Source organism: Mesorhizobium sp. CA13, assembly GCF_020165235.1.
Classification (GTDB): Bacteria; Pseudomonadota; Alphaproteobacteria; order Rhizobiales; family Rhizobiaceae; genus Mesorhizobium.
Window position 1 is genome coordinate 642581 of the sequence record NZ_JAIUHS010000002.1, and the last position, 14333, is coordinate 656913.

General features: G+C 63.4%; 11 protein-coding genes. 2 read left to right on the forward strand and 9 right to left on the reverse strand.

All coding sequences use genetic code 11. The features are described from left to right. Positions 1-355 precede the first annotated feature (355 nt). The gene (gene polA, locus LB566_RS08725; RefSeq protein ID WP_224624129.1) at positions 356-3307 is read left to right on the forward strand and encodes a DNA polymerase I; all 2952 of its coding nucleotides are present in this window, start codon (positions 356-358) and stop codon (positions 3305-3307) included. 48 nt (positions 3308-3355) lie between these two features. Here the strand turns inward: polA and LB566_RS08730 are convergent, their stop codons facing one another. The 8 genes from LB566_RS08730 to LB566_RS08765 form a co-directional block, all read right to left on the reverse strand. Continuing rightward, positions 3356-3760 (reverse strand): Fur family transcriptional regulator, encoded by a 405-nt coding sequence (locus LB566_RS08730; protein ID WP_140549472.1) that lies wholly within the window; start codon positions 3758-3760, stop codon positions 3356-3358. 184 nt (positions 3761-3944) lie between these two features. After that, positions 3945-4991 (reverse strand): L-glyceraldehyde 3-phosphate reductase, encoded by a 1047-nt coding sequence (gene mgrA, locus LB566_RS08735; RefSeq protein WP_224624075.1) that lies wholly within the window; start codon positions 4989-4991, stop codon positions 3945-3947. A 115-nt stretch (positions 4992-5106) separates the two neighbouring features. Next, positions 5107-6267, reverse strand: coding sequence for a Gfo/Idh/MocA family protein (locus LB566_RS08740; protein WP_224624076.1), 1161 nt, complete (start codon positions 6265-6267; stop codon positions 5107-5109). An 11-nt stretch (positions 6268-6278) separates the two neighbouring features. Beyond that, positions 6279-7025, reverse strand: coding sequence for a sugar phosphate isomerase/epimerase family protein (locus LB566_RS08745; protein WP_224624077.1), 747 nt, complete (start codon positions 7023-7025; stop codon positions 6279-6281). A 35-nt stretch (positions 7026-7060) separates the two neighbouring features. Further along, entirely contained in the window at positions 7061-8161 is a 1101-nt protein-coding gene (locus LB566_RS08750) for an ABC transporter ATP-binding protein (RefSeq protein WP_224624078.1), read from the reverse strand. Continuing rightward, on the reverse strand, positions 8161-9096 hold the full coding sequence (locus LB566_RS08755) for a carbohydrate ABC transporter permease (protein ID WP_140549469.1): 936 nt from the start codon (positions 9094-9096) through the stop codon (positions 8161-8163). The genes LB566_RS08750 and LB566_RS08755 overlap by 1 nt, the downstream gene beginning before the upstream one ends. Then, positions 9089-9982: a carbohydrate ABC transporter permease gene (locus tag LB566_RS08760; protein WP_140549468.1), complete on the reverse strand. Its 894-nt coding sequence runs from the start codon at positions 9980-9982 to the stop codon at positions 9089-9091. The genes LB566_RS08755 and LB566_RS08760 overlap by 8 nt, the downstream gene beginning before the upstream one ends. Before the next feature lie 100 nt (positions 9983-10082). Further along, the gene (locus LB566_RS08765; protein WP_224624079.1) at positions 10083-11321 is read right to left on the reverse strand and encodes an ABC transporter substrate-binding protein; all 1239 of its coding nucleotides are present in this window, start codon (positions 11319-11321) and stop codon (positions 10083-10085) included. A 403-nt stretch (positions 11322-11724) separates the two neighbouring features. Between LB566_RS08765 and LB566_RS08770 the strand changes: the two genes are divergently transcribed. Then, the gene (locus tag LB566_RS08770) at positions 11725-12768 is read left to right on the forward strand and encodes a LacI family transcriptional regulator (RefSeq protein WP_224624080.1); all 1044 of its coding nucleotides are present in this window, start codon (positions 11725-11727) and stop codon (positions 12766-12768) included. Between the two features lie 14 nt (positions 12769-12782). On the opposite strand, the gene gndA is transcribed toward LB566_RS08770, so the two are convergent. Continuing rightward, a complete protein-coding gene (gene gndA, locus LB566_RS08775; RefSeq protein WP_263498057.1) occupies positions 12783-14276 on the reverse strand; it encodes an NADP-dependent phosphogluconate dehydrogenase in 1494 nt (497 codons plus the stop codon). Positions 14277-14333 lie beyond the last annotated feature (57 nt).

Here is a 14333-nt window from a genome sequence, read left to right on the forward strand (position 1 = left end):
AGGGGGAACCACGGCGGCCCTTCTACTCGAAACGATGCGGCAGCCCGGAGAGGGGGGATAGGCTGCCGCAGGTGTCCGGGATAGGCGGGGGACGGGCCTTGCTCCGGACGTCGGCGAAAATTGCCGATGACATTTATCTGTGTCCTCGAACGTGGCGATTCAAGGGCACGAATATTACACTTTTGTAACATGGCCGTGAGGTGCCGTCGGACAGGCGGAGCCAGGCAGCCCTGCGTGCGAAAATAATGCCGATTTCACCTCTTTCCAACCAACCTGTCGCCTGCCTGTCAGGGTGTTGCTGGAAGCGGTGCCTTTGGCATGGACCAAGCCGCCGCGCCGCGCTATCCCTGCCGGCATGAAAAAAGGCGATCATCTCTTTCTTGTCGACGGCTCCGGCTACATCTTCCGTGCCTATCACGCGCTGCCGCCGCTGACCCGTAAGTCCGACGGCCTGCCGGTCGGCGCCGTGTCCGGCTTCTGCAACATGTTGTGGAAGTTGATGCAGGATGCCCGCAACACCGATGTGGGCATCGTGCCGACGCATTTCGCGGTCATTTTCGACTATTCGTCGAAGACGTTCCGCAACGATCTCTATCCCGAATACAAGGCCAACCGTTCGGCGCCGCCGGAAGACCTGATCCCGCAATTCGGCCTCATCCGGCAGGCGACCAGGGCGTTCAACCTGCCCTGCCTCGAGATGGAAGGGTTCGAGGCCGACGACCTCATCGCCACCTATTGCCGGCTGGCTTGCGAGGCCGGCGGCGACACCACCATCATCTCCTCCGACAAGGACCTGATGCAGTTGGTCGGCCCGACGGTGAGCATGTACGATCCGATGAAGGATCGCCAGATCGGCATTCCCGAGGTCATCGAGAAATGGGGCGTGCCGCCGGAGAAGATGATCGACCTGCAGGCATTGACCGGCGATTCCGTCGACAATGTTCCCGGCGTGCCGGGCATCGGACCGAAGACCGCGGCGCAATTGCTCGAACAGTTCGGCGATCTCGACGGACTGCTCGAGCGCGCCGGCGAGATCAAGCAGGAGAAACGACGCGAATCCATCATCGCCAATGCCGACAAGGCGCGCATCTCGCGCCAGCTGGTGACGTTGAAAAACGATGTGCCGGTGGCCGACGGGCTGGACGATTTCGTCCTGCACGCGCCGGACGGGCCGAAGCTGATCGGCTTCCTCAAGACCATGGAATTCTCTTCGCTGACCCGCCGCGTGGCGGAAACGACGGGAACCGAGGCAAGCGACGTGCAGGCTGTCGCGGTGACGGTCGAACGCGCGGACTCCGCGCATGGACCCGATGTCGGCGCTGGCGCGCCGGTCGCGCCCAGCGCCGAGGCGGAGCAGGACGGCGAGGCGACCTTGGCCGCAGCTGGCGCCACCAAGGAAGGCAACACCCCCTCGCTTCTGTCGGCGCTTCGCCTGGAGGCCGCCACCGCCCGCAAGATCGACATTTCGGCCTATCAGTGCATCCGCGACGTCGCCAGCCTGAAGGCCTGGGTCGCCGAAGCGCTGGAGACCGGCATCGTCGCCTTCGATGCCCGCGCGACGTCGCCTGATCCGATGCAGGCCGAACTGATCGGCTTGTCGCTGGCGACGGCGCCGGGTCGCGCCGCCTATGTGCCGTTTGCCCACAGGAGCGGAAATGGCGACCTGCTCGGCGGCGGGCCGGTCGACAACCAGATCCCACTGCGCGAGGCGCTGGCCGTGCTGAAACCGCTGCTCGAGGACAAGTCTGTCCTCAAGATCGCGCAGAACCTGAAATACGACCTCGTCATCATGAGCCGCTACGGCATCGAGGTCGGCCCCTTTGACGATACCATGCTGATCTCCTACGTGCTCGATGCCGGCACCTCGCATGGCCACGGCATGGACGCGCTCGCCGAGAAATGGCTGGGCCATAGTCCGCTTCAGCTCAAGGACGTGACCGGCTCCGGGAAAAATTCGGTCGGCTTCGACCAGGTCGACGTCGACAAGGCTACCGCCCACGCCGCCGAGGACGCCGATGTGACGCTCAGGCTCTGGCAGGTGCTGAAGCCGCGGCTCGCCGCCAAGGGCCTGGTGTCGGTCTATGAGCGGCTGGAACGGCCGCTGGTGCCGGTGCTGGCGCGCATGGAACAGCGCGGCATCTCGGTCGACCGGCAGATCCTGTCGCGGCTGTCGGGCGAACTGGCGCAGGGCGCGGCCCGGCTCGAGGAAGAAATCTACCAGCTCGTCGGCGAGCGCATCAACATCGGCTCGCCCAAGCAACTCGGCGATATCCTGTTCGGCCGCATGGGCCTGCCCGGCGGCTCCAAGACCAAGACCGGCCAATGGTCGACCTCGGCGCAGCTTCTGGAAGACCTCGCCGCCGAAGGCCACGAACTGCCGCGCAAGATCGTCGACTGGCGCCAGCTGACCAAGCTGAAATCGACCTACACCGATGCGCTGCCCGGCTTCGTCAACCCGGACACCAAGCGGGTCCACACCTCCTACGCGCTCGCCGCGACGACAACGGGACGGCTGTCATCCTCCGAACCGAACCTGCAGAACATCCCGGTGCGCACCGCCGAAGGGCGCAGGATCAGAACGGCCTTCATCGCCGACAAGGGCAACCGGCTGGTTTCGGCCGACTACAGCCAGATCGAATTGCGCGTGCTCGCTCATGTCGCCGAAATCCCGCAACTGCGGCAGGCCTTCGCCGACGGCGCCGACATCCACGCCATCACCGCCTCGGAAATGTTCAACGTGCCCGTGGAGGGCATGCCTTCGGAAGTGCGCCGCCGCGCCAAGGCGATCAATTTCGGCATCATCTACGGCATCTCGGCCTTCGGCCTCGCCAACCAGCTGTCGATTCCGCGCGAGGAGGCCAGCAACTACATCAAGAAATATTTCGAGCGCTTTCCCGGCATCCGCGACTATATCGAAGAGACCAAGGCCTATGCCCGCGAGCACGGTTTCGTCGAAACCATCTTCGGCCGCCGCATCCACTACCCCGAGATCCGGTCCTCCAATCCCTCGATCCGCGCCTTCAACGAGCGCGCCTCGATCAACGCGCGCCTGCAAGGCACCGCCGCCGACATCATCCGCCGCGCCATGGTGCGCATGGACGAGGCGCTGGAGAAGGCCAGGCTTTCGGCCCGCATGCTCTTGCAGGTGCACGACGAGCTGATCTTCGAGACGATCGAGGCGGAGGTCGAGGCGACGATTCCCGTCGTGCGCCACGTCATGGAGAACGCGGCCATGCCGGCGGTCTCGATGTCGGTGCCGCTGCATGTCGATGCGCGCGCTGCTGACAATTGGGACGAGGCGCATTAGCGTGGACTTGGTCGTCGTGGAGCGAATATCTCGGATTGCGAGAACGCGTCAGGCAGCTTCCGACAAGCACTTGGCACAGGTCCCACGGAACTCGATCACCGCCTTCTTGGCGGCAAAACCTGAGGAGCGCACCCATTCGTCCAGCCGGTGTCCGACATCGTGGTCGGACATTTCGGTCACCTGGCCACATGTGTCACAGATGGCGAAAGCGGTCATCGAATGGCTGTGGTCGTGCGGCTCGACGCAGGCGACGAAGGAATTGAGGCTTTCCAGCCGATGCACGAAGCCGGACTTCACCAGCGTGTCGAGCGCACGGTAGACCTGCAGCGGCGCCCGGAATCCCCGCTCCCGCAGCTGGTCAAGCAAGGTGTAGGCGCTGAGCGGCCCGCTGGCGGCCTCGAGTTTCTCGAGCACGCACAGCTGGTTCTTCGTCAGCACATCCCTTGCCGCCATGATCCGTTTCCGACCTGTCTTGCGTCACATGCGGGTCGTTTCAACACGCATACGGCCCGCTGCCCATTCAGATAGCGACGAACCGCCGTCTTTGCTACTCTTCTGTTGAAACGCGCTGGCGCGGCATTCCGCGAACGACAATGGCGGGAGGGCTCCCGCCATTGTCGTTCACCGGCTTCCATGCCTACTTCCTTGGCGGGCCGTTGCGCTCGGCCGAGGCCGCCCACAGATTGATGTCGGACTCGCGCGCGTAATTGTCGATCTCGGCAAGCTCGGCGTCGCTGAAATCGGGCGCCTCCAGCGCGCCGACACAGTCCTCCACCTGCTCCGGCCGGCTGGCGCCGATCAACGCCGATGTCACCTTGCCCTTGCGCAGCACCCACGCCAGCGCCATCTGCGCCAGCGTCTGGCCGCGGCGGCCCGCGATCGCGTTCAACGCCTGTATGTTGGCGATGGTGTTGTCGTTGATGAAGGCCGGCCGCAGCGACTTGCCCTGGGAGGCACGGCTGCCCTGGGGGATGCCGCCGAGATATTTGTCGGTCAGCATGCCCTGTGCCAGGGGCGAGAACACGATCGAGCCGACGCCCAGCCCATCGAGCGTGTCGAGCAGCCCGTCATCCTCGACCCACCGGTTGAGCATCGAATAACTCGGCTGATGGATTACGCAAGGCGTGCCGAGCCGCTTCAGTATATCGGCCGCCTCGCGCGTGCGCTGGGAATTGTAGGACGAGATGCCGACATAGAGCGCCTTGCCCGAGCGCACCGCATGGTCGAGCGCGCCCATCGTTTCCTCCAGCGGCGTATCCGGATCGAAGCGGTGCGAATAGAAGATGTCGACATAGTCGAGCCCCATCCGCTTCAGACTCTGGTCGAGGCTGGCCAGCAAATATTTGCGTCCGCCCCATTGGCCATAGGGCCCCGCCCACATCTCGTAGCCGGCCTTGGTCGAGATGATGAGCTCGTCGCGATAGGCGGCGAAGTCGGTGCGCAGTATCTCGCCGAAAGCAATCTCGGCCGAGCCGGGCGGCGGCCCATAATTGTTGGCGAGGTCGAAATGCGTGATGCCGAGGTCGAAAGCCTTGCGCACGATCGCCTGCTTGGTCCTGTGCGGCGTGTCGTTGCCGAAATTGTGCCACAGCCCCAGCGAGATCGCCGGCAGTTTCAGGCCGGACCGCCCGCAGCGGTTGTAGACCATTTTCTCATAGCGGTTTTCGGCGGCGACATAGGGCATGGGGAAAATCCTCGAAGCTGGATGACTGGGCACTGTCATCGCGAACGCGACGCGCGTGCCCTGCGCCCCAATCCTTACCCTCTCCCGGCGAAAACCGGGAGAGGGTTCATCAAAATTATCGATAATCCCCGATCTGGCTCTTCTTCGCCATCAGCGCCTTGGCTTCCTTGATGCCGAGCGCGGCTGGACGTTCGCAGGTGGTCTGCATGGCGACGAACTTGCCGGTTTCACCCGAGCGCAGCATGCCCGTCATGACGTCGACGGCATGCAGCGCCAGCTCCATCGAGCAGCGGTGCGGCCTGCCCTCGGAGATCGCAATCGCCATGTCGGCGAGACCGGCGGTGCGATAATTGGCCATCATGCCCTGCGAATGCATCTCATTGGGCACGCCGAACGGATGCTGCCATTTCGGTAGCTTCTTCACCGGCTTGGCGGCTTCAGTGAAGCGCACGTCGCCGCCGAAGAAGTTCGGATCCGGCACGAACACGCTTCCCATCTCTCCATAGAGCTCCATCGGCGCATGGCCGTGGCTCCAGACGTCCCAGCTGGTGTTGAGCGTGATCACGGCCCCGTTCTCGAACTCCAGCAGGCCATGGATGGTGGTCGGCGTGTTGACCGGGATCCTTTCGCCCGCGCGCGGTTTCGAACTGATCGTGCGTTCCTTGGCCGGGGTTGTGGCGAAGGCCGCCACCTGTTTCACCGGTCCGATCAGCTGGATCAGATTGGTGATGTAGTACGGCCCGATGTCGAGCACGGGGCCGGCGCCCGGCTGGAAGAAGAAGTCCGGATTGGGGTGCCAGTGCTCCATGCCGTGCCCCATGACATGGCAGGTGCCGCTGGTGATCCTGCCGAGCTTGCCGGTGTCGATCAGGTTGCGCACCAACTGATGCGCGCCGCCGAAGAAGGTGTCGGGTGCCGAGCCGATGCGAAGACCCTTCTTCTCCGCCCGCTTCTTCAGGTCGAGCCCCTCCTTGACCGAAAGCACGAACGGCTTTTCCGAATAGACATGCTTGCCCGCATCGAGCACCTGTTTCGATACTTCGTAGTGCACGGCCGGAATGGTCAGGTTGACGATGATATCGATGTCGTCGGCCTTGAGCAGGTCCTCGACCGTCTCGGCGCGCAGCTTGAACTCCTTCGCCCGCGCCTTCGCGGCGTCCATGTTGATATCGGCGCAAGCCCGCATCTTGATGCCGCGAAACAGCGGCGCCAGCGAGAAATATGCCTTCGAGATGTTGCCGCAGCCGATGACGCCGACGCCAAGTTTGTTTGCCATGATGCTTGTTCCTAGTAGGCCTTTACGGTTGCGATCGAACGGCGGGCGAAGCGCTCGATGTCGTTGGGATTGTCCTGTTCCATGACGAAGTATTTGGCCGCGCTCTTGGCCCGCAGCGCCTTGATCAGGCCGGCCCAGTCGATCGTGCCGTGGCCGACATCGGACCAACCGTCCTCGTCCAGCCCCTCGCCCGGCCTTGCCATGTCCTTGACGTGAACGGCAACGATGCGCTTGCCATGCTTTTCGATCCAGGGCAGCGGATCGGCGCCGCCGCGCACCACCCAGGCGACGTCCATTTCCCAGCCGATGTCGGGCGCTGAAGCCAGGATGTGATCCTGCGGCAGCGAGCCGTCGGCGAGCGCCTTGAACTCGAAATCATGATTGTGCCAGGCAAAGCCGTAGCCGGCCTTTTTCGCCGTCTCGCCGACCTTGGCCAGACGCTCGCCGAAGCCGCGCCAGCCGGCAGCCTCCGATGGCCTGTCCTCGGGCATGAGGTAGGGGCAGATCAAAAGCTTGATGCCGAGCGCCTCGGCTATCCTGCGCACGCCGTCGAAATCCTTCTCCAGCGCATCGATGGAGAAATGTCCGGTCGGCATGGCAAGGCCGTTCTTGTCGAGTTCCGCCCGAAAGGCCTTGGGATCGTCATAAACGCCGCCGAAGCCTTCGACCTCTGTGTAGCCGAGCTTGCCGAGCATCTCGAGCACGCCTTCCCACGGCAGGAAATTGCGGGCGCTATAAAGTTGGAATGACCAGTTCATCGTCTTGTCCGTTCTGCTTGGGGATGTTGTCGGCGTCAGATGCGGTTGCCGGTTTGGGCATCGAAGAGCGAGGCGCGCATCGGGTCGAAGCCCACGGTCACCACCTCGTCATTCTGGGGCGTGCGTTCGGACGTCACCCGGACGCTGAAATTCTGCTGTGCAAGCTTCAGCCACACCAGCGTGTCGGAACCCATCGGTTCGACCACCTGGACATTGGCCGCCGTCGAGAACGGCCAGCCCGTGCCGCTGTTCAGGCTGACATGCTCGGGCCTGATGCCGAACACGGCAGGGCCGGCGTCCGGTTGCTTGTCGAATTGATAGGTGCCGAGCGGAACCTTGAGATTATCGGCCACGAAAAACCAGTCGCCAGCGTCTTTTTCGAGCCTGCCGTCGATGAAGTTCATCGCCGGCGAACCGAGGAAGCCGGCGACGAAGCGGTTGACCGGTTTGTTATAGATGGTCTGGGGCGCGTCGAGCTGCTGGATAACGCCGCCGCGCATGACCGCGATACGGTCGGCCAGCGTCATCGCCTCGATCTGGTCATGCGTGACGTAGATCATGGTATTCTGCAACTTACGGTGCAAAAGCTTGATCTCGACGCGCAGTTCGGAGCGCAGCTTGGCGTCCAGGTTCGACAGCGGCTCGTCGAACAGGAACACGTCGACGTCGCGCACCAGCGCGCGCCCGATCGCCACGCGTTGGCGCTGGCCGCCGGAGAGGGCCGCGGGCTTGCGCTGCAACAGCGGCTCGATCTGCAGGATCTCGGCGGCGCGCGCGATGCGCTTCGCGATCTCGTCCTTGGGCACGCCGGCGACGCGCAGCCCGAAGGACAAATTCTTTTCCACCGTCATCTGAGGATAAAGCGCGTAGGACTGGAACACCATGCCGATGCCGCGGTCCTTGGGCTCTTCCCAGGTGACGTTCTTGCCCTTGATGAAGATGCGGCCGTCGGAAATATCGAGCAGTCCGGCGATGCAGTTGAGCAAGGTCGACTTGCCGCAGCCAGAGGGTCCGAGCAGCACGATGAACTCGCCCTCGGCGACGTCGAGGTTGAGCGTCTGCAGCACCGAGACCAAGCCGAAGTTCAGCGACAGGTCCTGGATCGAAACGCTGGTGCCGTTTGCCGCCATCGACATCACCCTTTCACCGCGCCGGCGGCAATGCCGCGCACGAACAATTTGCCGGAAATGAAGTAGACGACCAGCGGCACCAGTCCGGTCAGGATGGTGGCGGCCATGTTGACGTTGTATTCCTTCACGCCCTGCACCGAGTTGACGATGTTGTTGAGCTGCACCGTCATCGGATAGGTGTCGGGGCGCGTATAGACGACGCCGAACAGGAAGTCGTTCCAGATGCCGGTCACCTGCAGGATGACGGCGACGACGAAGATCGGCAGCGACATCGGCAGCATGATGCGCAGATAAATGCCCCAGAAGCCGGCGCCGTCGACGCGCGCCGCCCGGAACAGCTCCTCCGGCATGGAGGTGAAATAGTTGCGAAACAGCAGCGTCAGGATCGGCATGCCGAAAATCGAATGGACGATCACCAGGCCGCTGAGGCTGCCATAGAGGCCGATCTCGCGCAGGATGATGACGATCGGATAGATCATCACCTGATAGGGAATGAAGGCGCCGACGATCAGGATGACGAAGAACGTGTCGGCGCCCTTGAAGCGCCAGTTGGCGAGCGCATAGCCGTTCACCGAAGCGATGGCGATCGACAGGATAACCGAGGGCACGGTGATGCGCACCGAGTTCCAGAAGCCGCGAGAGAGACCGTCGCAGTTAAGGCCGGTGCAGGCCTGCGACCATGCCTTGACCCAGGGCTCGAACGTGATCTCAAGCGGCGGCGAGAAGATGTTGCCGAGACGAATTTCCGGCATGCCCTTGAGCGAGGTGACAACCATCACATAGAGCGGCAGCAGGTAATAGAGCGCCACCACGATGAGCGTGCCATACAGGAAGATGTTGCGGCGCGAGAACATGTGCCGTGGCTTCGGTCCGCTCGGTCCCGAGGCATCGGCGCGGATGGCGGCGTGGGATGCGGCCAGGGAGACGGCATGATCAGACACGCTTGCGGCCTCCGAATTCGAGATACGCCCACGGCACGATGACGATCATCACCGACAAGAGCATCATGGTCGAGGCGGCAAAGCCCTGGCCGAGGTTCTGGGCAAAGAACATGTAGTCGTAGACATATTTGGCTGGCACTTCAGAGGAAATGCCCGGCCCGCCGCTGGTCTGCGCGACGACGAGGTCGTAGACCTTGACGATGCCCGACGCGATGATGACAAGCGTGGTGATGAAGACCGGCCGCATCATCGGGATGATGATGAAGAGATAGGTCTTCCAGGTGGGAATGCCGTCCACCCGGGCAGCCTTCCAGATGTCCTCGTCAATGCCGCGCAGACCCGCCAGCATCAGGCACATGATCAGCCCGGTGCCTTGCCACAGCGCGGCGATCAATATGCCGTAGATGACGATGCTCGAATTGTAGAGCGGATCGAAATTGAAGCTTGTCCAGCCGAGGTCGCGAACCACGCCTTGGATGCCGAAATCGGGATTGAGCAGCCATTGCCAGACAAGTCCGGTGACGATGAAGGAAAGCGCGAAGGGATAGAGAAAGATGGTGCGGAACGTGTCCTCGAAACGGATCTTCTGGTCGAGCAGTGCCGCAAGCAGGAACCCGATTGCCAGCGAGAAGACGAGCGACAGCACGCCGTAGATCAAAAGATTCTCGATCGAGACCAGCCAGCGCGGCGTCGCCCACAGCCGGTAGTACTGGTCGAGCCCGACGAAATGCAGCCGCGGCAGAAGCTTCGAATTGGTGAAGGAATAAAGCACCGTCCAGGCTGTGCCGCCGACGAACACCACCAGCGCGGTAAGGATCATCGGGATCGAGGCGACCTTCGCATTGAGGTTGCGGAAGAGTTGGCTCGGGCGTTCGCTCTTGCTCATCGGTGCAGCCATGCTGGATCGGGTAAGGGCGGCAAGGTCGGCACGCCTCGCTCCCGGCCCTGCGGGTGGCCGGGTCGGGAGCGAGGCGGCTCGTCGGCGGTCAGTCGGCCGAGGCGATGATGTCGGCGAACCGCTTTTGTGCTTCTTCGAGCGTCATGTCGGGCTTGGCGAAGAACTCCGAGAACAGGTCCTCCTTCTGCTTCTGGCTGTCCTGCGAGAGCAGTTGGTCCGTCCAGGGCATGACGGCGCCCTTGGCCAGGATGTCGAGCCCCTTCTTCATGCAATCGTTCGCAGCGTTGAGGTCGACGTCGCCGCGCACCGGTAGCGAGCCTTTCTTGAGGTTGAAAGCGACCTGGGTCTTGGGATCGAGCAAGGTCTCGGCCAGCACTTCCTGCGCCTTGGACTTGTCGGCGTCTTTGAGCAGCGGGAAGTAGAAGGCGTCGCCGCCGGTGGCGATGACCTCGTTCAGGCCAAGCCCGGGAAGGCAGGTGTAGTCCTTGCCGGCTGTCTTGCCGGCGACCTGGAATTCGCCTTGCGCCCAATCGCCCATGATCTGGCCGCCGGCCTTGCCGGTGATGACCATGTTGGTGGCCTGGTTCCAGTCCTGCACATTGGTGTTCTTGGCCATCTTGCGCGCATCGTCGGCCGCCTTGAAGACCTTGGCGACTTCGGGGCCGGCGGCGAACGTCGCATCCTTGTCCTTGTAGACCTTGAGGAAAGTGTCGGTGCCGCCCACCGCGGCGAGCAGCACGTCGAATGCGCCCGACGCCTGCCAGGCCTGCCCGCCGACCGCGAGCGGCACGATGCCGGCCTTTTCCAGCGCCGGGGCGGCGGCAACATATTCGTTCCAGTTCTTCGGCACCGGCACGCCGGCCTTCTCGAAGGCCGCGTTCGACAGCCACAGCCACTGCCAGGAGTGAATGTTGACCGGCACGCAATAGATCTTGCCGTCGATGGTGCAACCGTCCAGCAGGCTCTTCGGCCGCACGACCTCGGTCCACTTGCCCTTGGTGGCGACATCGGTGAGGTCGCGCATCAGGCCTGCCTGCACCAGCTCTTCCGCTTGCCGGCCATGATTGAACTGGGTGGCGCCCATCGGGTCGCCGCCGGTGATGCGGCTGATCATGATCGGCCGCGCCGTACCGCCGGACCCGGCGATGGCGCCGTCGACCCAGTGGTTGCCGGTTGCGTCGAAGGCTTTGGCGAGTTCGGCGACCGCCGCCGCCTCGCCGCCGGATGTCCACCAATGGGTGACTTCCAGATCGGTTGCGGCCGCCGGCCCGGCAAAACTCAACGCCACCGTCGCCGCGAACGCGGCGGTCAGGAATTTGTATCGCATTTCGGTTTCCTCCCAGAATCTGAAACGTTACAGATTTTCGATACGTCAATTGCAAGGCCTGCGCAACCCTTCCCTTGAAAGTCAGTCCGATATTTTTCGGGCTGCGAACAAAATCCTTTGGCAGTGGGCCCATTGTGCATCGCAATATGCAAAATCGCTCTGAGCAAAGGGGAAAACCCGCAAGAAGCTTGTCCGCAAGGCCCTACCTGCTGATTCCCAACGCTTTTCGGCGGCGAGCCCGTGCGGGCTTTCGACCTCGGCCACAGCCCTGATTACACACCGATCGTGACAAGCTGTAACGTTTCAGTATAGGCTTGTTCAGCTAAGGAGACGCGCCATGGGAGCGACGGCGGCGATTGCCGGCTTGCCCAGCGGCTGCTAAGCGCCTGACGGGGCGGGACGAATGGACAGACGGCGCACGGACAGCGATGACGAGACGTCGGCCAGGGAGCGGCCGACGCTGAAGACGCTCGCCTTCATGACCGGGCTCGGCGTCACCACCGTGTCGCGGGCGCTGAAGGATGCGCCGGAGATCGGCGCCGAGACCAGGCGCCGCGTCCAGCTCGTGGCCAAGCAGATTGGTTACCGGCCGAACCGCGCCGGCGTGCGCCTGCGAACCGGCAAGACCAACGTCATCAGCCTCGTGCTCAACACCGAGCACGAAATCATGAGCTTTGTCTCCGACATCATCTACGGCGTCACCGAAGTCATCGCCGATACGCCCTACCATCTGATCGTCACGCCCTACTCGCGCTCGCAGGATCCGCTGGACCCGGTGCGCTATCTCGTGGAGACCGGCTCCGCCGACGGCGTCATCATTTCGCGCACCCAGCCCAACGACCCAAGGGCCCGCTACATGCTGGAGCGCGGCATACCCTTTGCAACGCACGGCCGCACCGATATGGGGCTCGTGCACCCCTATCATGATTTCGACAATTACGCCTTCGCGGCCGAGGCGGTGCGCCATCTGGCCGGCTTGGGCCGGCGTCGACTGGCCCTGGTGACGCCGCCGGTCGGCCTGACCTATCACGGGCACACCGTGAACGGCTTTGCCGACGCGCTGAGCGAAGTCGGCGCCTCGGAGGTGCCGTTCAACACCGTTTCGATCGACCACTCGATCGAGCAGATCAGGATGAGAACCGCGCAGCTGATGCGGCGCGACATCAGGCCGGACGGCATCGTCAGCAGCGCCGCGGCCGCCACACTCGCCATTGTTGCCGGCATCGAGGACGCCGGGTTGAAGCTCGGCCGCGACATCGACGTTGTGTCGAAACAGTCGTCGGAACTGCTGCATCTGTTCCGCCGGGAACTGCTGATCGTCAACGAGAACTTCCGGCTGGCCGGTTCCGAACTCGCCCGCGCCGTGCTCGGCTGGATCGGCGGCGCGGCGCCCGGCTCGCTGCAGTCGCTCAGCGCTCCGGGCGGGGTTGTGGCTTATCGCGGCTGATTGAAGCCGAGCCGTCAGCCGGCCGCGCCGCTCCCCCAGGGTCCATGGAAGGCGCCCTTGTCGTCGATGCGCTCGAAGCCATGCGCACCGAAGAAGTCGCGCTGTGCCTGGATCAAGTTCGAGGTTCCACGGCCCTGGCGATAGCTGTCGAAATAGGCAAGGGCCGAAGACAGCGCCGGCACCGGCGATCCAGCTTCGGAAGCCCTGGCCACGACGCGCCGCAGTGACGGATGCGCCTCCTGCATCATGGTGATGAAGGCCGGCGCCATCAGGAGATTGGTCGAAGCGCCGCCGCTGCCGAAAGCTTCGGCCATGGTGTCGAGCATCTGCGATCGGATGATGCAGCCGGCGCGCCAGATCTTGGCGATGGTCGGCATCGGCAGGTTCCAGTTGAACTCCTTCGAAGCGCCGCTCATTACTGCGAAGCCTTGCGCGTAGGCTGATATCTTGCCGGCGAACAGCGCCAATTCCAGGTCCTTGAGCAGGTCCGCCTTGTCGCCCGAAATCCTGGTGACGCCGATGCTGCCATAGGCTTTTTCCGCCGCAAGCCGCTCGTCCTTGATCGACGACAGGACGCGTGCCGCCACCGCCGCCTCGATGGCGGTCGCCGGAATGCCGAGTTGCTGTGCCTCGATGACCGACCATTTGCCGGTGCCCTTCTGGCCTGCGCGGTCGAGGATGATGTCGACCACCGGCTTGCCCGTCCTGGGATCATCTGACGCCAGCACCTTGGCGGTGATCTCGATCAGGTAGGAGTTGAGCCGGCCCTTGTTCCAGCCGGCGAACACGGTGCCGATCTCCTTTGGTCCCATGCCCAGGCCGTCGCGCAGGATGCCGTAGATTTCGCCGATCATCTGCATGTCGGCATATTCGATGCCGTTGTGGATGGTCTTGACGAAATGGCCGGCGCCGTCGGTGCCGAGCCAGGCCGCGCATGGCTCGTCCTTGAACTTGGCGGAGATTGCCGTCAGCACCTTCTCGACGCGCTTCCAGGACTCTTCGGTGCCGCCGACCATGATCGACGGCCCGTGGCGCGCACCCTCCTCGCCGCCGGACACGCCCATGCCGATGAAGGTGAGGCCGGAGCCCGCCAGCTCGGAAAAGCGCCGCATCGTGTCGCGGAAATTGGCATTGCCGGCATCGATGACGATGTCGTTGTTGGACAGCACGCCGCGCAAGGCGGCGATCTGTTCATCGACCGGCTTGCCGGCCAGCACCATGATGATGATCGGCCGCGGCGGCCGGATCGCGGCGGCGAGTTCCTCCAGGCTGTAGCAGGGGACAACCATATCCCTGAGCGCGCCGGCATTCTCGACAAAGGCATCCGTACGCGCCCTGGTGCGATTGAAAACAGCGATGCGGTGCCCGTGCTCGGCAATGTTGAGCGCCAGGTTGGAGCCCATCGTGCCAAGGCCGATCAGGCCGATTTCGGCTTTTTCCATGTTTCTTCCCTGCTTTCGGATCTTGTTTGTTCGAGCCGCGATTGCCCGGGTTTTTCCAAGACGCATCCTGCCAGGATGATTGACGAGCCTTCAGGCTCGCGTCAACCGCCTCGCCGAATTGTG

Excerpts from the sequence above, each read along its gene's own strand:
- LB566_RS08740 (WP_224624076.1), bottom strand. The coding sequence starts at position 6,267 with ATGGCAAACAAACTTGGCGTCGGCGTCATCGGCTGCGGCAACATCTCG.
- LB566_RS08765 (WP_224624079.1), bottom strand. The coding sequence starts at position 11,321 with ATGCGATACAAATTCCTGACCGCCGCGTTCGCGGCGACGGTGGCGTTG.
- LB566_RS08745 (WP_224624077.1), bottom strand. The coding sequence starts at position 7,025 with ATGAACTGGTCATTCCAACTTTATAGCGCCCGCAATTTCCTGCCGTGG.
- mgrA (WP_224624075.1), bottom strand. The coding sequence starts at position 4,991 with ATGCCCTATGTCGCCGCCGAAAACCGCTATGAGAAAATGGTCTACAAC.
- LB566_RS08750 (WP_224624078.1), bottom strand. The coding sequence starts at position 8,161 with ATGTCGATGGCGGCAAACGGCACCAGCGTTTCGATCCAGGACCTGTCG.
- LB566_RS08770 (WP_224624080.1), top strand. The coding sequence starts at position 11,725 with ATGGACAGACGGCGCACGGACAGCGATGACGAGACGTCGGCCAGGGAG.
- gndA (WP_263498057.1), bottom strand. The coding sequence starts at position 14,276 with ATGCGTCTTGGAAAAACCCGGGCAATCGCGGCTCGAACAAACAAGATC.
- LB566_RS08760 (WP_140549468.1), bottom strand. The coding sequence starts at position 9,982 with ATGAGCAAGAGCGAACGCCCGAGCCAACTCTTCCGCAACCTCAATGCG.
- polA (WP_224624129.1), top strand. The coding sequence starts at position 356 with ATGAAAAAAGGCGATCATCTCTTTCTTGTCGACGGCTCCGGCTACATC.
- LB566_RS08730 (WP_140549472.1), bottom strand. The coding sequence starts at position 3,760 with ATGGCGGCAAGGGATGTGCTGACGAAGAACCAGCTGTGCGTGCTCGAG.